This is a genomic window from Psychrobacillus glaciei (assembly GCF_008973485.1).
GTDB lineage: Bacteria > Bacillota > Bacilli > Bacillales_A > Planococcaceae > Psychrobacillus > Psychrobacillus glaciei.
In genome coordinates, this window is the sequence record NZ_CP031223.1 from 1,296,437 (window position 1) to 1,317,460 (window position 21,024).

Annotated in this window: 20 protein-coding genes; all 20 read left to right on the plus strand. The window is 35.6% G+C overall.

Translation table 11 applies throughout. From position 1 onward, the window contains the following. Window positions 1-16 precede the first annotated feature (16 nt). The 20 genes from PB01_RS21875 (at window position 17) to PB01_RS05855 (ending at window position 20,981) form a co-directional block, all read left to right on the plus strand. Window positions 17-358, plus strand: coding sequence for a DUF3397 domain-containing protein (locus PB01_RS21875; RefSeq protein ID WP_404815113.1), 342 nt, complete (start codon window positions 17-19; stop codon window positions 356-358). Window positions 359-590: 232 nt separating this feature from the next. Then, the gene (gene bshC, locus PB01_RS05765) at window positions 591-2,207 is read left to right on the plus strand and encodes a bacillithiol biosynthesis cysteine-adding enzyme BshC (RefSeq protein WP_192797488.1); all 1,617 of its coding nucleotides are present in this window, start codon (window positions 591-593) and stop codon (window positions 2,205-2,207) included. Between the two features lie 201 nt (window positions 2,208-2,408). Further along, a complete protein-coding gene (mraZ, locus tag PB01_RS05770) occupies window positions 2,409-2,840 on the plus strand; it encodes a division/cell wall cluster transcriptional repressor MraZ (RefSeq protein ID WP_151699315.1) in 432 nt (143 codons plus the stop codon). Between the two features lie 15 nt (window positions 2,841-2,855). Further along, window positions 2,856-3,806, plus strand: a complete 951-nt coding sequence (rsmH, locus tag PB01_RS05775; protein WP_151699316.1) for a 16S rRNA (cytosine(1402)-N(4))-methyltransferase RsmH — start codon at window positions 2,856-2,858, stop codon at window positions 3,804-3,806. Further along, window positions 3,807-4,175 (plus strand): cell division protein FtsL, encoded by a 369-nt coding sequence (ftsL, locus tag PB01_RS05780; protein ID WP_151699317.1) that lies wholly within the window; start codon window positions 3,807-3,809, stop codon window positions 4,173-4,175. Window positions 4,176-4,210: 35 nt separating this feature from the next. Further along, entirely contained in the window at window positions 4,211-6,373 is a 2,163-nt protein-coding gene (locus PB01_RS05785; RefSeq protein ID WP_151699318.1) for a peptidoglycan D,D-transpeptidase FtsI family protein, read from the plus strand. Between the two features lie 89 nt (window positions 6,374-6,462). Next, window positions 6,463-8,340 carry a stage V sporulation protein D gene (locus PB01_RS05790; RefSeq protein WP_151699319.1) on the plus strand — a complete coding sequence of 626 codons (1,878 nt, stop codon included), beginning with the start codon at window positions 6,463-6,465 and terminating at the stop codon, window positions 8,338-8,340. A gap of 50 nt (window positions 8,341-8,390) precedes the next feature. Continuing rightward, window positions 8,391-9,362, plus strand: coding sequence for a phospho-N-acetylmuramoyl-pentapeptide-transferase (gene mraY, locus PB01_RS05795; RefSeq protein ID WP_151699320.1), 972 nt, complete (start codon window positions 8,391-8,393; stop codon window positions 9,360-9,362). A gap of 1 nt (window position 9,363) precedes the next feature. Then, window positions 9,364-10,719 (plus strand): UDP-N-acetylmuramoyl-L-alanine--D-glutamate ligase, encoded by a 1,356-nt coding sequence (gene murD, locus PB01_RS05800; protein WP_151699321.1) that lies wholly within the window; start codon window positions 9,364-9,366, stop codon window positions 10,717-10,719. Window positions 10,720-10,753: 34 nt separating this feature from the next. Then, window positions 10,754-11,830, plus strand: coding sequence for an FtsW/RodA/SpoVE family cell cycle protein (locus PB01_RS05805; protein WP_318837546.1), 1,077 nt, complete (start codon window positions 10,754-10,756; stop codon window positions 11,828-11,830). 1 nt (window position 11,831) lies between these two features. Next, a complete protein-coding gene (locus PB01_RS05810; protein ID WP_151699323.1) occupies window positions 11,832-12,629 on the plus strand; it encodes a cell division protein FtsQ/DivIB in 798 nt (265 codons plus the stop codon). Then, a complete protein-coding gene (locus tag PB01_RS05815) occupies window positions 12,607-13,329 on the plus strand; it encodes a DUF881 domain-containing protein (protein ID WP_151699324.1) in 723 nt (240 codons plus the stop codon). Before PB01_RS05810 ends, PB01_RS05815 begins: the two co-directional genes overlap by 23 nt. Before the next feature lie 22 nt (window positions 13,330-13,351). Further along, complete coding sequence (locus tag PB01_RS05820; protein ID WP_151699325.1) at window positions 13,352-14,074, plus strand: DUF881 domain-containing protein; 723 nt, start codon at window positions 13,352-13,354, stop codon at window positions 14,072-14,074. Window position 14,075: 1 nt separating this feature from the next. Further along, a complete protein-coding gene (locus tag PB01_RS05825) occupies window positions 14,076-14,426 on the plus strand; it encodes a small basic family protein (RefSeq protein ID WP_151699326.1) in 351 nt (116 codons plus the stop codon). A 112-nt stretch (window positions 14,427-14,538) separates the two neighbouring features. Beyond that, entirely contained in the window at window positions 14,539-15,831 is a 1,293-nt protein-coding gene (ftsA, locus tag PB01_RS05830; protein WP_151699327.1) for a cell division protein FtsA, read from the plus strand. A gap of 42 nt (window positions 15,832-15,873) precedes the next feature. Continuing rightward, window positions 15,874-17,028, plus strand: a complete 1,155-nt coding sequence (gene ftsZ, locus PB01_RS05835; protein WP_151699328.1) for a cell division protein FtsZ — start codon at window positions 15,874-15,876, stop codon at window positions 17,026-17,028. Between the two features lie 1,181 nt (window positions 17,029-18,209). Next, entirely contained in the window at window positions 18,210-19,052 is an 843-nt protein-coding gene (locus tag PB01_RS05840; protein ID WP_151699329.1) for a sigma-E processing peptidase SpoIIGA, read from the plus strand. Further along, window positions 19,052-19,759: an RNA polymerase sporulation sigma factor SigE gene (sigE, locus tag PB01_RS05845; RefSeq protein ID WP_151699330.1), complete on the plus strand. Its 708-nt coding sequence runs from the start codon at window positions 19,052-19,054 to the stop codon at window positions 19,757-19,759. Before PB01_RS05840 ends, sigE begins: the two co-directional genes overlap by 1 nt. A gap of 90 nt (window positions 19,760-19,849) precedes the next feature. Continuing rightward, entirely contained in the window at window positions 19,850-20,635 is a 786-nt protein-coding gene (sigG, locus tag PB01_RS05850) for an RNA polymerase sporulation sigma factor SigG (protein WP_151699331.1), read from the plus strand. A 100-nt stretch (window positions 20,636-20,735) separates the two neighbouring features. Then, window positions 20,736-20,981, plus strand: coding sequence for a YlmC/YmxH family sporulation protein (locus PB01_RS05855; protein ID WP_151699332.1), 246 nt, complete (start codon window positions 20,736-20,738; stop codon window positions 20,979-20,981). Window positions 20,982-21,024: the final 43 nt, after the last annotated feature.

The following is a 21,024-nucleotide window of genomic DNA, read 5'->3' on the forward strand; positions in this document are numbered from 1 at the left end:
TTTCTTGTTATTTCCAGTGCTTTTATTTATCTTAACATTTATAGTATCTAAATACTTATTTCATAAAGGAAAAAAGTCATTCGGTTTTGCGGCAGATGCAACAACTTTTTTGTTATTTTTCTCTGTATCTAATGCTTTTTCTATTATTTTTTCTAAAAGTGTCTTTTTACTATTAATCGTTGCATCGTTACTAATAGCCACTATTTTTACCTATTTAGATTGGAGAAAGCAAAAGGAAATTGAAGTAATACCTCTCCTTCGAAAGATTTGGAGATTATTATTTCTTTTATTAAGCGTAGCTTATGCTTTTATTTGGTTAATCGGAGTTATCCAATATGTTTTGTATTATATAAGCTAATAATTTTTACCTACGCATACTGAAATGATATACTCTTAAAGTATTTAACCTATTTTAGCAGTGCAGAGAGAAGCTTGCTGAATAAGATTTAAGCCTCGGCGGATGCCACAGATTTTGCAAAAGAGTTCGTTTAGCAAGCTCGACGCAAAATCTAAGCTCATTATTATCTTCCGCGAGCTTGTGCAGGAGATATTACCCCCAGGAGAATTTGATAAATAGAGGTGGAAAAATCGTGCGAGTAGAGCAATATACACAACCATTCGCTTCCTCATTTTATAAGAGATATTTAGAAGATGCTGGTAGTTTATCTTCTTTCTTTCATTATGAATGGAATCAAACGGCCCTAAACACTAGATTTCAGGAAACTGATTTTAGCAATCATAAGAGAAGTGAGTTAGTAAACGTTTTAACAAAATATATGAGTAAATTTGGAATATCTACAAAAAGTGCAATACATTTAAAAGAACTCGAAAATAACGGAATCGTAGTTATTGGTGGACAACAAGCAGGATTGTTGTCTGGTCCGTTGTATTCTATTCATAAAGCAATTTCAGTTATTACTTTAGCCAAACAACAAAGAGAGTTGCTGGGAGTACCTGTGGTTCCTGTTTTCTGGATAGCGGGAGAAGATCACGATATTGACGAAATTAATCATGTTTACATAGAAAGAGGAAGAAAACTTCAAAAAGTTGTATATCCTGAGCCTTTAAGAATCAAGAAAATGGCTTCAGAAACCACTTTTGATACAGATTTAATAAATGCATACTTGGAAGAAATATTTCAAAGTTTGCCAGAAACGTTATATACGAAAGAATTATTCCAGAAGGTAAAATCTCTCTTAGAAAATAACTTAACATATAGTGACTTTTTTGCAGCACTTATGAATGACCTTTTTCGAGAGGAAGGTTTGTTATTAATCGATGCAGCTTATAAACCTTTTCGGAAATTGGAAAGTGATTACTTTCAGCAAATGGTGAAGAATTCATCTCATCTTGCGAAGTTAGTTTTTGAAAATGAGATGGTGTTTGAACGAGAGGGATTTGGTACGCCAATTCAAACAAAAGAAAATGCAGCTAATTTATTTTATGTTGAAAATGGAGAACGTTTTTTATTAGAAAGAAAAGATGATAAATTTGTGCATGAGTCAAAAGGAATTTCTTTTTCGGAAGAAGAAATGTTGAATATTGCTAAAAATTATCCAGAAAAGTTAAGTAATAATGTCGTAACTAGACCTATTATGCAGGAAATGGTTTTTCCAGTATTAAGTTTTATAGGTGGACCTGGGGAAATTGCTTACTGGGGAACATTAAAAACTGCATTTGAACTTTTTGATATGAAAATGCCTGTTATCATGCCGCGATTGAGCATAACTATTGTGAATTCGAAAACGCAAAACTTGTTAGAAAAATTCTCATTCACTGTACAGGATGTTTGGGAAGGTGCAGTAGAAAATACTAAACTTCAATATATCAATGAGCGTAGAAATGGAAAGGTAACCGAGCTAATAGAAACAATTCAGGAAGAACTAGCAGCCAAATACAAAGAATTAGAAACACTTCTTGAAAAAGAAGATTTAAAGTTAGTTCCATTAGTAAATAAAAACCTTGGTTTTCACGAAAAACAATTAATATTTATCCAAAATGCAATTGAGGATACTTTCCTTGGTAAATTAGATGCTTCTATTCATCGTTATGATCGGTTGACAATGGAGTTAACTCCGAATGGTGGATTGCAAGAAAGAACGTATACTCCACTTCAACTTTTAAATGAAGTAGGAGTGAATCTCATTCAAAATCTCTTAGAGATACCATATGAATTCAATGGGAAACATTATTCCGTATTAGTTTAGATTTTAGCCTCCAAATTTGGGGGCTTTTTTTGTGGGTAAAATAGCTTGAGTTTACACTGTTTTTTTTTCAATTTTTTCTTTTTTGATTTCTCCACAAGTACTATTTACGCATTTTAAAAAATATTATACCTAATTTTAAAAAATGGGTGGAGGAAAGTGGGGGGATGTGGTATGTTAATCTCATAAAGTGGGGTGAATAGCATGTTCATGGGCGAATATCAACATACCGTTGATTCGAAAGGTAGGTTAATCATACCTTCCAAATTTCGTGAGCACTTAGAAGACTGTTTTGTTTTAACACGCGGTCTTGATAATTGCTTATTTGGTTATCCTATGAATGAATGGCGAAAACTCGAAGAAAAACTAAAAGAACTTCCAGTCACTAAGAAAGATGCTCGAGCATTTACTCGATTTTTCTTCTCTGGTGCGACAGAAGTTGAAATTGACAAACAAGGTCGTATTAATATCCCAAATAATCTTCGAAGCTATGCAAAGATGGACAAAGAATGTATTGTTCTAGGTGTTTCTAATCGTCTAGAAATTTGGGCAAAAGATGCTTGGGAAAATTATTTTGAGGACTCTGAGGATTCCTTTAATGACATTGCTGAAAATATGATTGGATTTGACATATAAGAGGAGGAAAAAGGCTTGTTTCATCACACAACGGTATTATTAAAAGAAACAGTAGATGGACTAGCGGTTCATCCAGAAGGAATCTATGTAGATTGTACACTTGGTGGGGCAGGACATAGTGAATACTTAGTACAACAATTGAATGATAACGGTAGGTTAGTTTGTTTTGACCAAGACATGACCGCTATTGAAAATGCAAAACTAAGACTTGCGCCATATTTAGATAAAGTTATTTTTGTACACGCAAACTTTCGTTATTTAAAAGAAGAACTTGAGACGATTGGGATTGACAAGGTTGACGGAGTTTTATATGACTTAGGTGTTTCATCACCTCAACTAGATACCCCGGAGCGTGGCTTTAGTTACAATTATGATGCTCCTCTCGATATGCGAATGGATCAAACGAGCGAGTTGACTGCCTTTCATGTTATAAATGACTGGCCATATGAAAAATTAGTAAAAATCTTCTTCCGATATGGGGAAGAAAAGTTTTCCAAGCAAGTTGCCAGAAAAATAGAACAAGCTAGAGAAAATGCTCCAATTGAAACAACCTTTCAATTGGTAGATCTAATAAAAGCCGGAATACCAGCCGCAGCAAGAAGAATGGGCGGACATCCAGCCAAACGAATTTTTCAAGCAATTAGAATTGCTGTCAATGATGAATTAGGAGCAGCAGAAGAGTCATTGGAAGACGCTCTTAAGGTGATTAAAGTAGGTGGGAGAATTAGTGTTATTACCTTCCATTCTCTTGAAGATAGATTAACAAAAACCATCTTCAAAGAAGCCTCCTCTTTACCTGATTTACCACCAAACTTGCCGGTCATTCCTGCGGGTATGGAGCCGATGTTAAAGCTTATTACTAGAAAACCTATTTTACCTTCTGAAGAAGAATTAGCAGAAAATAATCGTTCTCGTTCAGCTAAGTTAAGAATTGTGGAAAAAATTTATGAAAAGGGAAGTGTTTAAATGGCTTTGCGTAAAATTCAGTCTCAACCATACATAAATCGCCCTTCTTCTACTGAACAACCACAAATAAAGAAGTTGGCAAAACCAAATAAAGGAATATTGACAAAAGGCGAAAAAATACTTTTTCTGGGATTATTATCAGTAGTAACTATACTTGCATTAATAATCATTCAAACACAGGCAACGGTTCGTACAACTAGTGCGGATATACAACTCATGGAAAAGAAAATTGATATAACTTCAAAAGAGAATACAGATTTGTCCATACAAGTAAGCGAATTATCTACCTATGATCGTATTTGGAAAAAGGCGGAAGAGCTCGGTTTGAAAATCAATGAGCAAAACGTAAAGGTAGTACCAGGACAATGAATAAAAAATTTCGTTTTCAATGGGGAGCCTTTCTAATGTTTTTATTATATGGAGGGCTCTTTTTTCTATTACTAAGTCGATTTTTATTTATACAAGTAACAGGAACTGCAGACGGACAAGTATTATCAGCAAAAGCAGAATCTAAGTATAGTAGAGAACAAGTAATTCAAGCAAGTAGAGGGAAAATTATAGATCGTAACGGAGAAGTGATAGTAGAAGATACACTAAGTTATAAAATGATTGCAGTCATTAGTCCAAAAGCTACCAATAATAGTAATGTTCCGCGCCATGTTGCCGATCCGGAAAAAACGGCACAAGTATTATCACAGTATATTGATATGACAGAACAAGAAATTATTGATTTACTCAACAAAAATATAAAAAATGAAATGTATCAAGTAGAGTTTGGAAAACCTGGTAGAGATATTAGTTTTAAAAAAATGGCGGAAATAAAAGAACATAATCTTCCGGGTATTATTTTTATTCAAGATATGAAAAGGCTATATCCAAATGGACAATTTGCTTCTCACTTAATAGGCTTTGCATTGAAAGAAGAGAAGGAAGATGGGAAAGCGGTTGCAGTAGGAAAAATGGGGCTTGAATACATCTATGACAAAGAATTAACTGGAACGGCCGGTAAGATAGAATTTAAAGGTGATACGAAAGGTTTTTTATTGCCAAATACCGAAAAAATGATTACGAAACCACAAGACGGTGACGATATTTATCTAACTATTGATAAAACAATCCAAAACTTTTTGGAGGATGCACTGAACAAAGCGGAAGAAAAATATCACCCGGAAAAAATGACTGCTATTGTTGCGAATCCTAAAACAGGAGAAATTCTTGCGATGTCTCAAAGACCTACATTCGAACCAAATACGAGAGAAGGTCTATCGACAAATTGGTTAAATGAAGCGACAGAACAAACAATTGAACCAGGCTCAACGATGAAAATTTTCACTTTAGCATCTGCGATAGAACAAGGGGTTTGGGATCCAAATGCATTTTACAAATCAGGATCTTACACACTGTATGACAGAACGATTCGAGATCATAATGTCTATGGTTGGGGAACTATTACTTTTTTAGAAGGTTTCCAACGTTCATCCAACGTTTCGATGGCCTACTTGCTAAATCGAATTGGAGACGAGACATTTATCGAATATTTACATCGATTTGGTTTTGGAGAAAAAACTGGTATTGATCTACCACACGAAGCAAGTGGAACAATACTAGCTACAAATCCTATTGAGCGAGTTACCTCAACATATGGACAAGGTACAACTGTTACTCCTATTCAATTAGTACAAGGTCTGACTGCAATCGCAAATAAAGGAAAGATGATGCAGCCGTATGTTATCGATAAAATAGTAAATCCGAATACAGGTGAAGTATTAACAGATCACAAACCTGTAGAAAAAAAATCGCCAATTTCAGCAAAAACGGCTGATCAAGTGAAAGAAATACTAGCCAGTACCGTGACGTCAGAACATGGTACAGCTAAGCGATTTAAGTTAGATGAATATACAACTGCTGGTAAAACTGGTACTGCTCAAATAGCAAAACCAGGTGGTGGATACTATTGGGGAAGTAATTTCTTTTTATATTCTTTTTTAGGTATGGCGCCTGTAGAAGATCCCCAATTAATTGTTTATGTGGCTGTTCATAAACCCCAATTGGAAGGTACGGAAGTTGGATCAGAGCCTACTTCTGAAATTTTTAAATCTGTGATAGAAAATAGCTTGAAATACTTAAATATTAAACCTAAAAGTTTAGAACTTGCATCCCCAATTAAAATGCCCAATGTTGTTGGTAAAGATATAATAGAAAGTCAGAGCTTACTAGAGTCGCAAGGATTAAAAACTGTTATAATTGGGCAGAGGGAACAGGTAAAGGAACAATTTCCTATTGCAGGAACTTCCATGTTAGCGAGTGGCACGGTATTTATTAAAGGCCAAGGAGAAATTCAATTACCTAATTTTACAGGATGGTCTAAACGAAATTTATTAATTTACAAATCATTAGCGAATATTCCGATAGAAGTTATTGGGGAAGGATATGTTACTAGTCAAAGTTTAACGACAGGATCTATTGTTTCGGATACTACCCCAGTTGTTGTTCGTTTGTCGACACCAAAAGAAACAGAAATTTTACCAGAATTAGAGGAAAATATGGAAATACCACCACAAGACTAAAATAGTGATAGAATAGTTAGTGTCATTTTCTCATACGCTATCTAAAACGATTAAAAGGGGAAAATGTAATTTCAAAAGTAAAACAAATCATGCGTCTCCGAGTTATTTGGTTGATTACGATATTGCTATTTTTAGCAGTGATTTTGAAATTAGTGCAGCTTCAATTTTTTCAATTTGAAGAATTGACGACTAAGGCAAAAGAAAGCTGGGATAGAGAGTTGCCTTATGCCTCACTTCGAGGTAATATCTTGGACAGAAATGGGGAAGTGATCGTAGGAAATAAGCTCTCTCCGACATTATTTTACATGCCTTCCCAAAATGATGATCCAGAGAAAGTGGCACAACAAATTGCACCACTTATTAATATGGAAACAGAAGATTTATTTGATCAAATAAATAAAAGAGCTTACTTGATCAAGATCGCACCAAAAGGAAAGAACATCTCTTCAGAGCTTGCGATGGAAATACAAGATAAAAATATAAAAGGTTTGTATGCAGGCATCGATTATGTACGAGACTACCCACATGGGAATATGCTTTCGAGATTACTAGGATTCACTGGTTATGATGCTCAAGGTCTTGCTGGTATAGAATATCAATACGACTCTATATTAAAAGGGAAATCCTCAGCAATCCGAATGTATACAGATGCAAAAGGTATTCCGCTTCCCCATGTTGATGACGGATGGAAGAATGGCGTTACAGGAAACCATGTACAATTAACAATTGATTTGAAAATCCAAGAAGTTGTGGAAAGAGAACTTTCACAAGCAATGGAAAAGTATGAAGCCACGCAGGCAATTGCAATTGTAATGAATCCTAAGAATGGTGAAATACTCGCGCTTTCTTCTTCACCAAATTTCGATCCAGCCGCGTATCAAGAAGTGGACTCTACAATCTATAATCGTAATTTACCAGTTTGGATGACCTTTGAACCAGGTTCTACATTTAAAATCATTACATTAAGTGCTGCATTAGAAGAAAATGTAGTTGACCTGGAAGAAGATCACTTTAATGACATAGGATATACAATGGTCGGAGGAGCGAGACTACGTTGCTGGAAAAGAGAAGGGCATGGCAATCAAACATTTCTAGAAGTAGTAGAAAATTCATGTAATCCAGGATTTATTGAGCTTGGTAGAAGAGTAGGTCCAGAAAAGCTTCAGGATTACATACGAAAATTTGGCTTTGGACAATCGACAGGATCTGGAATGGCTGGAGAATCAACGGGTATTCTATTTAGTAAAGATGCCTACGGTCCAGTTGAACACGCCACTACATCATTTGGCCAAGGAATATCCGTAACGCCAATACAACAAGTGCAGGCAGTTGCAGCTGCCGTAAACGGAGGATATTTATATAAACCATACATTGTGAAAAACATTTTAGATGGTGAAACGAATGAAATATTGTCCAGTACGGAACCTGAGTTAAAGCATCAAGTAATAAGTGAAGAAACATCAGCGAAGGTTCGAGATGCGCTCGAACATGTAGTTGCAGAGGGGTCTGGTCGAAATGCATACAGAGATCAGTTGCGCATCGGTGGGAAGACGGGTACTGCCCAAAAAGTACAGAATGGGAGATATATGGATGGAGAGTATATCGTATCGTTTATTGGTTTTGCACCTGCAGATGACCCAGAGCTAATCGTATATGTTGCAATCGATAATCCAAAACACAGTTCTCAATTTGGGGGCGTCATTGCAGCACCTATAGTTGGGCAAATAATTGAGGATTCCCTAGGAGTAACTGGTAGTGGAGCTCAATTAGAGAAAGAATACCGTTGGGGGGATATCCAACAAGTTCGTGTGCCAAACTTAGTAGGAACGAAGAAAAAAGAAATAACTGAATACATGTATCCATTTCACATTGTTTGGCATGGTGATGGAGATGAAATACTTTCTCAATTGCCAAAAGAAAATAGCTTAATCCCAATTGATGGGAAAATACACGTCTACACTAAATAATTAACTATAGTTCATTCATCGATAGTTGATTGCAATTAAGGAGATTTTTTATGACACTATCTACAACCATTATTACACTTATTTTTAGCTTTTTGCTATCGGTTATTCTTGCACCAATTGTTATTCCATATTTAAGAAAAATGAAATTTGGTCAAAGCATTAGAGAAGAAGGACCAGAATCTCATCACAAAAAAGCTGGAACCCCAACAATGGGGGGGCTTATATTTATGACATCTATTATAATATCGACTCTAGCCATTTCAATTTACTTTGATAAATTAACGACACAAACAGTGGTGTTGCTCCTTATACTGGTAGGTTTTGGGCTGATTGGGTTTTTAGATGATTTTATTAAAGTGGTTTTAAAAAGGAATTTAGGTTTAACGTCTATACAAAAATTAATTGGTCAAATTATTATTTCTGTAATTGCTTATTTTTTATTAAAGCTAGGACCATTTGATACAACGCTTGCAATACCATTTACAAAAATAGCAATATCACTTGGCCAATTTTATGTAGCTTTTCTTCTATTCTGGTTAGTTGGATTCTCCAATGCAGTTAACCTGTCGGATGGATTAGATGGATTAGTGTCAGGTACTGCTTCGGTTTCCTTCGTTACTTTTGGAGTGATCGCACTTACTTATGAACAGACAGATATTGCCATCTTTGCTTTTAGTGTCTCTGGTGCGCTTTTAGGGTTTCTTTTATTCAATAAAAACCCTGCAAAGGTTTTTATGGGTGACACTGGATCACTAGCACTTGGTGGGGCACTAGCGATGGTATCAATCCTTGTAAAGCAAGAGCTGATATTACTCTTGGTAGGAATCATTTTTGTTATGGAAACTTTGTCTGTCATTTTACAAGTAATTAGCTTTAAAACAACAGGCAAGCGTATTTTTAAAATGAGTCCAATTCATCATCATTTCGAACTTTCCGGGTGGTCTGAAAGAAAAGTAGTGACTGTATTTTGGGCAATCGGCTTTTTAGCGTCAATGATAGTTGTATTCTTGGAGGTTTTATAAAATGAAGCAATTACCATTAGTCTATCATAAGAAAATTCTTGTATTAGGTCTTGCAAAAAGTGGTACAGCTGCAGCAGAGATTTTACATGACTTAGGTGCCTTTGTAACAGTGAATGATTCGAAACCTTTTGAACAAAATAAGAACGCGCAATATCTACTTTCAAAAGGAATGACTGTCATTTGTGGGAGTCATCCTGAAAATCTCTTAGATGAGGGGTTTAGTCTAATTGTCAAGAACCCTGGAATTCCCTATACGAATCCAGTAATTGCAGATGCTAAAAAAAGAGGTATTCCTGTATGGTCAGAAGTCGAGCTAGCTTTTCGTATAAGCGATGCACCGATGATTGGTATCACGGGTTCAAATGGAAAAACAACAACAACTACATTAATATTTGACATGTTAGAAGGTGGAAACAAACACCCATTAATAGCTGGTAATATTGGTACGGTTGCCAGTAGCGTTGCAACAAAAGCAACGGAGGATAATATTATTGTAACGGAATTATCTTCCTTTCAACTCATGGGGACAGAAGAGCTTAAACCTAAAATTGCGGTTTTGACAAATTTATATGAGGCACATTTAGATTATCATACTAATTTCCAAGAATATACAGATGCGAAATTTAATGTTACGAAGAATCAAGATGAGAATGATTGGTTTATTTATAATGGTGAACAGAAAATTGTAACTGATTATGCTTTAAAGACTAAAGCACAGAAAGTTCCTTTTTATGTAAGTGGAAAAATGGAAGTTGGCATAAGTGCAGACGACTTATATGTATATTGGAATGGGGAAAAGTTGTTTGAAAGGTCTATTATAAAACTTCGTGGAAAACATAATTTAGAAAACGTATTAGCTGCAACTGCGGTTTCACTTCTACTGGATTGTTCGTTAGAAAATATTATGGAAGTACTTACTTCTTTTCATGGTGTAAAACACCGCACTCAATTTGTTCGAGAGTGGCAAAATAGAAAGTTTTATAATGATTCAAAGGCAACGAATGCGCTAGCAACAAAAAGTGCTTTAGAAGGTTTTTCAGAGCCGGTAGTATTGATTGCTGGTGGAGTAGATAGAGGGCACTCTTTCGATGAGCTAATTCCACACTTACATAATGTGAAGGCTATAATTCACTATGGTGCAACTGCTGAGCGACTACAGGAATTTGGTGTACAACAAGCCATTCCTTCGGTTATTCCAGTAAGCAACCTAATAGAAGCTATTGCCAAAGCTGTTCAATTATCAGCAGAAGGGGATATCATATTACTTTCCCCAGCATGTGCAAGTTGGGATCAATACGAAAGTTTTGAAGACCGTGGGGATGAATTTATTGAACAAGTGCTCGCTTTAAACGAATAACGAAGGGATGAAGTAATCGAAAGATAAAAGAATCATCTTATTTTTATCGTCCGTCCTTTTCCTATCTATTATAGGAATATTATTTGTCCATTCTGCAGGTTCATATTGGAGTGAGGTGCATTATAAGGATCAATTGCCGTTTGCATTTAAACAAGCAAGTTATTTAGTGGTAGGCATACTAGGAGCCTTATTTATACGGAACAAAAGTTTTGTAAGGCTCCCTATGTTCTGGATCGGCACTTATATACTCTCTATTTTATTTTTAATAGGTGTGTTAATTCCGGGAATAGGTGTTGTACGCAATGGCTCACAAAGTTGGATTTCACTTGGTTTTATGAATTTTCAACCAGCTGAACTTGCTAAAATTGCAGTATTAGGAATGCTCTCTTTTTCACTAGGAAATGAAAAAAAGTCAAAACTAAAACTATACACGCAGTCCGCCTTTGTTTTACTTTTACCTGTTTCCTTTATCATGCTTCAACCAGATTTTGGTTCTGCATTTGTGTTAATCGTAGCAGCCTTTATTCTTCTATTTGCGGCTGGCTTGCCTTTAAAGTTTTTCGTCTCGATAGGCATGACGGGAATTGTTGCATTAGTTGCATTAATTGCTTCTGCACCTTATCGTCTTGATCGTATTCAATCGTTTCTAGATCCTTGGAAAGATCCTTTAGGTACTGGTTTTCAAGCGATTCAATCGTTACTTGCAGTTGGACCTGCAGGTTTGTTTGGATTTGGTTACGGGAATAGTAGACAGAAGTTTCTATACTTACCGGAGCCACAAAATGATTTTATTTTCTCGATTTTATTAGAAGAAACAGGTTTTATTGGGGGATTCATCGTTATTTCCACATTTGTTTTATTTTTTACGACGGGCTTTACATTAGCAACACGAGTGAAAACCAGATCTTCACAATTAACAATAATTGGATTTACCTCGTTGTTAGCTATACAAACCTTTCTAAATATGGGAGTTGTTACGGGTTTACTTCCCGTTACAGGAGTAACACTACCATTTATAAGTTATGGCGGTTCGTCATTAGTTACGACATGGGGGATAATCGGAATCATCTTAAATTTGGCAAATGACTCTGAAAAAGAAGGGAGGCGGTAGAATGGAAAAAGTCATAGATATTGAAGATCGAATTCCAACTTTAAAAGAACGTAGGCGAAGAAGAACAAATAAAAAGTTTTCCATTCTACTTTTTCTCTTTGTCACAACATTAATAGTTGTGCTTTATTTTCAATCTTCTTATAGCCAAATTCAAACGATTAGAGTTACTGGAGCAACTCTTGTATCAAATGAACAGTACATAAAGCAAAGTACTTTAAATTTAGGCGATTCCATGTGGAGCTTTAGAGAAAATCAGATTGCAAAATTAATAGAAGAAAACGAATGGGTAGCATCTGCCAAAGTTAATCGTAATTGGTTAACAGGAGTAGATATAAAGGTAAAAGAGTATAAAAAAATTGGTTATCAGGAAAACGGGAATGACCTTTTAATAATTTTAGAAAATGGGAAGAATATTAAAGCAGAAGGACAAGTTGTTCCAATGGATGGTCCAATTTTTTCGGAATTTAAAGACGAGAAAATTAGAATGAGACTCATTAAAGAGTTGAAAAATTTAAATACGGAAGTATTAATGACCATATCACAAATCAATTATACTCCTACTGAAAATGATGCATATTCGATCCAAGTTTTTATGAACGATGGAAACGAAGTTCAAGCGATAATTCCATCCTTCTCTAAAAAAATGAAATTTTATCCATCTATTGTGTCGCAGCTTGATCCAGATGTTAAAGGAATTATTGATCTAGAAGTAGGTTCCTTTTTTCAACCATATAAAGAAGTGTATAAAAAAGTTGTGAAAGAGGAGGCGACGGAGGTTGAAGAAGAGCAAACTCCTTAGAATTCCTTCAAGAGGACTGGTATTAATTTCTTTAGTTAGTTTAGTACTAGGATTTATACTCGCATACTCCTATAGTATTTCGTCTGCAGACAAAGAACAAAATACTTCTAACTCAGTTGGTTTTAAAGAACAGGAAAAATACAAAAAAGAATTGATTCATCAAAAAGAGAGAAATAAAGAGCTAACAGAAGAAATAAATGCAAAACAGCAAGATATTAGAAAATATGAAAAGTCATTTGCTAGTAGTGAAAAAAGTGTAGAGGAGTTAGTAAAAGAAGCGGAAATGTTACGGTTGCTAATTGGCGATATTCCTTCGCAAGGTAAAGGAATATCTGTTTCTCTACAGGATGGTGCTTATAATCCTTCACAAGAAAATCCAAATGATTATATTGTTCATGAAAGTCATTTATTTAAGGTCATTAATGAATTAAAAATATCTGGTGCTGAAGCTCTTTCTATCAATGGTCAAAGGCTACAGACGAATTCTTATATCCGTTGTACCGGTCCTGTTATTACGGTTGATGGGAAAACATTCCCTGCCCCTTTTACGATTGAGGCGGTTGGAGATCCAACTGTATTACTCGCTTCTGTCAATCTTGGCGGTGGGGTAGTGGATCAATTAACTAGCGATAATATTGTAGTAACGGTTGAAGAAAAAGGGAAAATAACAATGCCTGCTTTGAGAGACGACAAAAACTAGACGAGGTGAAGGAGGCCGAATAATGAAAAAAACCGTCTATATTCGGTTTACATTTATTTTATTAATCGTTGGGTTTATGTTAGCTGTCCAATATAATACAGTGCAAAGTCCAGAAACCCGGGACACAAGGGACGTATGGGCAATTCGTCAAGAGCTTGCAAAAGAAACTGAATTACACTCTGAGTTATTGTCCGAAGTTCGTGGACTAGATCAAACACTTGGTAAATACGAAAATATGGTGAATGAAAGTCCAGAAATTGCATTGAACGATACAGTCATGCTACTAAAAAAAGACATTGGCCTAGAAGCTTTTAACGGACCAGGTCTCACGATAAAAGTTGAGCCGTCTTTAGAAAGTATCGCAGTGGGACAACCAATCGAAGGAATATCTCCAGATTTACTTGTCCGTTTAATAAACGAAATAAATCGATTTAAAGCTAAAGCAATTGAAGTAGATGGGAAAAGGATGATATACTCCTCAGCGATAAGAGATGTTAATGGCAAAACAACGGTTAATAATCTTGCCATTAAAAAGGCACCATTTTTAATCAGAATAGGAACTTCAACGTTCGAAGATGCTAAAAAAATGTATAATCAATTAGAGGCTTCTACTATTGGGGATGACTTTTATATTGATAATTTAAAATTAGAAATAGGACAACCTGGAAATAATCTAAAAATAGCCGCATATGATCAGGCGATTAGTAAACAATTTCTATTAGAAATTCCAGGAGGAGAAAAATAATATGTGGTTACCGTTATTAGGTCTAATACTTGGAATTTCCTTGGGTCTCCTAACTGATATTCAAATTCCGGAGATATATGAGAGTTATTTATCTATCGCTGTATTGGCTGCATTAGATACATTATTTGGGGGTATAAGGGCACATTTACAACATGTTTACAATGATAAAGTATTTGTCTCTGGGTTTTTCTTTAATATTGCTTTAGCAGCTGCATTAGCATTTTTAGGAGTCCATCTTGGGGTCGATTTATACTTAGCTGCAATTTTTGCTTTTGGGGTTCGTTTATTTCAAAATATAGCAGTAATACGTCGGTTATTACTAACTAAATGGTCCGAAAGAAAAAGTGAATAGGAAATTTTGAATAGAACAAATGAAAAATTAACTATTTGTTTAGAAAATTTTAGACTTTATACGTTTTTTACAATAGAATAATAAATAAAGAGTTATTAGGAGGTGCCACGAGTTGAATCAATCAGAATTGTACGTATCATTAGATATTGGGTCATCTTCGATAAAAGTATTAATCGGAGAAATGAGTGAAGACTCGCTGCATGTAATCGGGGTAGGAAATGTTAAATCAAATGGTATCCGGAAAGGATCTATTGTAGATATAGACGCAACTGTTCAGTCAATTAAGAAAGCTGTGAGTGAAGCTGAACGAATGATTGGAATGTCTATTCATGAAATTGTACTTGGTATTCCAGCGAACTTAGCTAACATACAGAACGTCAAAGGTGTAGTGGCTGTTAATCGGGAGGATCGTGAAATTACAGATACAGATTTAGATAGAGTAATAGAATCTGCACAAGTAATGTCCATTCCTCCAGAACGAGAGCTTATCAATATTGCCCCTAAGCAATTTATCGTCGATCATTTAGATGAAATAAAAGATCCTCGAGGGATGATTGGAACGCGTCTAGAAATGGACGGAATTATGATGACTACATCGAAAACAATTTTACATAACGTGTTAAGATGTGTGGAACGAGCAGGACTACAAATAAGAGAAATCTATTTACAACCATTAGCTGGAGGTTATTTTGCGCTGACAGAAGATGAAAAAAACCATGGTACTGCTTATATTGACATAGGTGGAGGTTCTACAACAATTGCCGTATTCAATGAAGGGCATTTAATCAAAACTGCTGTAATCCCAGTAGGTGGAGATCATATAACAAAAGACTTGTCGATTGTATTGAAAACACCTACGGACCAAGCCGAAATGATCAAACTTCAATATGGACATGCCTTCTATGATGATGCTTCGGATGATGAACTTTTCGAGGTGCCTGTTATTGGTGCAGATATGAAAGAACAATATTCTCAGCGTTATATTGCCGAAATTATAGGTGTTCGATTAGAAGAATTATTTGAACTAATTTTAGAAGAATTTTACCGAATGGGTCTTCAAGACTTACCGGGCGGTGTTGTAATTACTGGTGGAGTTGCCAAATTAGAAGGTATTGGTCAGCTTGCAAGACATATTCTTCAAACGAGAGTGCGTCTATATACACCTGATTATATTGGCGTGCGTGAACCACAATATACAACGGCTGTTGGTCTTATAAGATATGCCTATAAAGAAGATGTTTTCTATGGTAAAATTGGTAATAGTCATGCTTTATCGCAAATGACACAAAGTGAGGTTGTTTCTAGTCCTAAGAAACAAAAACAAACTACACAAACTTCGATAAACGAAAACAAAGAAAGTGCAATGACAAAAGCTAAGAAGTTTTTCGACAAATTTTTTGAATAACAAAACCTTTATCATAGTTGAAAGAATATAGGAGGCAATAGCATGCTGGAATTTGAAACGAACGAAGACCAATTAGCTATCATCAAAGTTATTGGAGTTGGTGGCGGTGGAAATAACGCAGTAAATCGTATGATTGAACATGGAGTACAAGGCGTGGATTTTATTGCCGTTAACACAGATGCCCAAGCCCTTAATATGTCTAGAGCGGAAGTGAAGCTTCAAATTGGAGGCAAATTAACTCGTGGACTTGGAGCAGGTGCAAATCCAGAGGTTGGTAAAAAAGCTGCAGAAGAAAGTAAGGAACAAATCGAAGAAGCTTTAAGAGGCGCTGATATGGTGTTCGTGACTGCTGGTATGGGCGGAGGCACAGGAACAGGAGCAGCACCCGTTATTGCACAAATTGCGCGTGATATCGGTGCTTTAACAGTTGGGGTTGTTACTCGACCTTTTACATTCGAGGGGCGCAAACGTTCCACTCAAGCAATCGGTGGTATTGGTATGATGAAGGAAGCCGTAGATACACTGATCGTTATTCCAAATGATCGACTTCTTGAAATAGTAGACAAAAATACACCAATGCTTGAAGCTTTTAGAGAAGCAGATAATGTATTACGCCAAGGGGTTCAAGGTATTTCAGATCTTATAGCGGTACCTGGACTTATTAACTTAGACTTTGCAGACGTAAAAACAATTATGTCGAATAAAGGTGCAGCATTGATGGGGATCGGAATCTCAGGTGGAGATAATCGCGCTGCGGAGGCCGCTAAAAAAGCAATTTCCAGTCCACTCCTGGAAACTTCGATTGACGGTGCTACAGGTGTGCTCATGAATATTACAGGTGGATCGAATTTAAGTTTATTTGAAGTACAAGAAGCTGCTGATATTGTTGCATCTGCCTCAGATGAAGAAGTCAACATGATTTTCGGTTCCGTAATTAACGATAATTTAAAAGATGAAATTATCGTTACTGTAATTGCAACTGGTTTTAATGAAGAAGTAATTACGCAAAATAAACCAAGAGGTACTGGTTTTGGAACAGCTAGAACGCAACAAGCAGCTACTACTGCTCCTGTACGTGAACAACGAAAAGAAGAACAACCATTGCAACAAGAGAGACAACCTGCATATACACAGCATCAACAAGAAGATGCTCTAGATATTCCAACTTTCTTAAGAAATCGTCAAAGAAGAAACTAAATAGTTTTCACAAAGCAATCACCAATTTGGTGGTTGCTTTTTTGGTTAGAGTAAAATACTTTTCGACAGTTCTGTTGATTAGCCAAAATGAACAATAAATTACCTCTTAATAGCATCTATGAAAACTAGCATCGCCTTTATTAAAGTGGTCAAAGAAGCGCATTGTAGATATAATGCGTCTTAGTGACCGCCAGGATTTCCGCTGCATGGCGGACGCTTTCCGCCGGGTGAGCGATGAGCCTTCACCGCCGCTACGCGTACGTTGTGAAATCTCATTTAGCTCACTGAGGGTCGAAGGCTAGAAGCGCCACATCGTGTGGCAACACCTTCGTGACCAACATCCTGTTGGCCTCCGGTAGGAGTCGCCGCCCTTCTGCTACAATCCACCATATTTGCTAACTAGTCAGTCACTACTCGCCATTAAATGTTATGAAGTATTGTCTAAAAAAATCCAATAAATAAATGGATGAACTTAACAAACTAGCTACTGAACGCGACTATCCCCTCAGTATAATGGGTTTACTTGGAATGGGATGACACGTATTAATGGGACGCACGATCAATAATGCGTACTAACAAATAACCACTATGTTTGTGGCATCTTTTAATATTTAGTTGGAAAAGCATTTATTCTTCCCCTTTTTATTCGTAATTACTGACTTTGAATAACTAGCAAGCTCTATTGGATTGTAGCGAAAGGGAGGCGACTCCTGCGGTAATAGCGCGAGCTGAAGACCCTGGACTGAGCGCTGCGAAGGAAGCGGCTGAAGCCGTGCCCGCGGAAAGCGCCCTCCCTGTAGTGAAAATCCCTGCTGAAGTTTACTAAGACGCACTATATAAAAAAACCGTTCTATATAACGCGTAATAAAAACGCTGTGTGCTCGAGATTGTACCTTTATCCAAACCTAAACGAAAACAAACATATTCTAACGAAGATTTTAATGCTTTCCTTACAAGTATTTTGTGTAATAAAGTGGTTAATCAATAGACGTGGCTTTTCGACCCACTCAGAGGATAAACGGATGACACTTCTTCATGCTCTATTATTTATTAGGATTTATAAAGATGTCCTAAACTAAAACTCATGCAATTAATGTCGTAAAAAAAGAATCAATTACTCTGTTCATTTGACAATTTTCTTACAAAAATCATGTTACCCTTTAGTCAAAAGGAGGGAAGCTATGTATGCAGAAGTTATGATTGCAACCAATACTTTTTTTAATTACACCGTATTAGCATTTGCAAACAAAATTGGCTGGATTGAAAACAAAAAAAGATATTTGTTTCTTGCCGCGCTTATTGCAGGAATATTAACTGTTACATTTTCTAACTATTTTATTACTATTTTTCTATCTTTCTTTCTAATGATTGCTATAGCATTTTGGCGTAAACCGAAGCAAATAGTCAAAGCAATAGGGCTTACGCTACTTGCAAGTCTTTTTGCTGGCGGCTTACTAACAGCAATTGCTTCTTTTTACCGCAATACCAACTATCTATTTATGATAGTCAATTTTGCTTTAATTGTTGTTGGTGGTTTGTATTTATTAACGAAACATGTCCTGCATATTCACGTCGCTCAATCAGAAAGAGAGTTATTATACTCCTCTTATGTCACATTGTTTGGTGAGGCAAAGGAACTTACTCTTTTTATTGACTCTGGTAATGTTTGCAAGGAACCACTTTCGAATGACCCAGTTCATTTTGTAGCAGCTGAAGTGTTAGAAGAAATACTTCCCGAATCATTGTTTCGAGCGGTTAGCAATTGGGAATTCGATCGTAAGGTTGGACTAGATAATTTACCAAAAGAGTATTTAACCAAATTAAGATTAATACCTATAGCAACGATTCAACAAGAAAAAACGTGGGTTATTGGAATAAAATATGACAATTGGAAAGTAAATAATCAGGAATTACCAAAAGGATATATTGTCATGACAAAGCTACATGATAAATTTCCACATGGAGCTGATGGGATATTACATAGCTCTTCCTATTTCCATCTAAAGAAAAGGAGTGTCGAATAATGCTATTAAAGTTTTTTCGTCGGATTTATTTTTGGTTACTTTCATTCAGAAGAAGTGGAGTACATTATATTGGTGGGAATGAATCACTGCCTAAACCATTATCAAGAGAAGAAGAGAGAGAAATGCTTCTTGCTTTTATGGACGGAAATGAATTTGCAAGGGATATATTGATAGAACGTAATTTACGTCTTGTTGTTTATATTGCAAGGAGATTTGACCAGACGAACACGAATATTGAAGATTTAATCAGTATTGGATCTATCGGACTTATAAAAGCTGTAGAGACGTTTAATTTGGACAAAGGAATAAAACTTGCAACATATGCTTCAAGATGTATAGAAAATGAAATATTAATGCATTTGCGTAAAACGAATCGAATGAAATCAGAAGTTTCTTTTGATGAACCATTAAACTCTGATTCAGATGGAAATGAGCTGCTCTTATCAGATATTTTAGGAACAAGTGAAGATTTAATAATTGAAGATGTAGAAAAAAAAATGGAGCGACAGCATGTATTTGAAGCGATAAATCTACTTGGAAATCGAGAAAAGTATATCATGCAATGTCGTTTTGGATTGAATGGAAAAGAAGAAATGACGCAAAAAGAAGTAGCTGACCATTTAGGAATTTCACAGTCTTATATTTCCCGCTTAGAGAAAAAAATAATTTTAGATTTAAAAGAGCTGTTAAATGAACCAATTGCCTAATGGGTGAAATTGGATAACCTATATTCCGAATAAAGTTTAAACTACCGGACAAACTGATTAAGAATTATTAAAAAGTCCGGAGGAAGATCTATGACGAGAACAAAAGTTGAATTATGCGGCATTGATACATCTAAGCTTCCTTTACTATCCCATGAACAAATGAAGGCCTTGTTTATCCGTTTACAAGCAGGAGAAGATTCGGTAAAAGATGAACTGGTTATGTGTAATTTACGTTTAGTATTAAGTTTAGTCCAAAGATTTGCATATCGCGGTGAACAAGCGGATGACTTATTTCAAGTCGGGTGTATAGGACTTATCAAGTCAATTGAAAACTTCGATCTAAAGCATAATGTACGTTTTTCAACGTATGCAGTACCCATGATTATTGGGGAAATAAAACGACATTTGCGAGACCATCATTCTGTACGAGTTTCTAGATCTTTAAGAGATATCGCATATAAAGCTATGAAAGCAAAAGAACAATTTATTAACGAAAACCTACATGAACCTACCTTAGATGATTTATCGAAAGTATTAGATATTCCTGTGGAAGATATATTATTATCTTTAGATGCTATACAAGACCCTGTTTCACTTCAAGAACCCATTTTTAGCGATGGGGGAGACGCTATCTATATGATGGATCAACTATGTGATAATGATGTATCCGAAGAACAATGGGTCACTTATTTTACTGTGAAAGAAACTTTTCAAAAACTAGATAACAGGCAAAAGAAAATATTAACGAAACGAATCTATTATGGCGCTACTCAAACTGAAATTGCAGTTGATCTTGGCTTATCTCAAGCACAAATATCAAGGCTAGAGAAAAGTGCTTTGTCTATTATTCAAGGACAGTTGAACCCAAAAGAATGATAACTACAATTAAAGATAATATTATTTCCGCTTTTTCTTCATAGAAAAAGCGTTTTTTTTTTATTTTTGGCTCATATAATAATAAAAAGGGGGAGCTGAGATGAAATTTTCTGATGCACAACAAAAAGAAGTAATTGAAGCGAGTAGTGGAAAATTATTAGGATATATCGTTGATGCTGAAATAGATAAAGATACTGGTTTCATCCTATCGTTCATAGTAGAAGCACAAGGAACATATCCTAATTTTTTTAATAAAAAGAATGAAACAAAAAAAGTTGCCGTTCAAAATATATCTATAATTGGGAAAGATGTCATAATTGTTTCAAAAAATATGTTGTTAGATTGATTCATCATTGATAAAACCCCTTTTCATTGTTACAATAAACAAA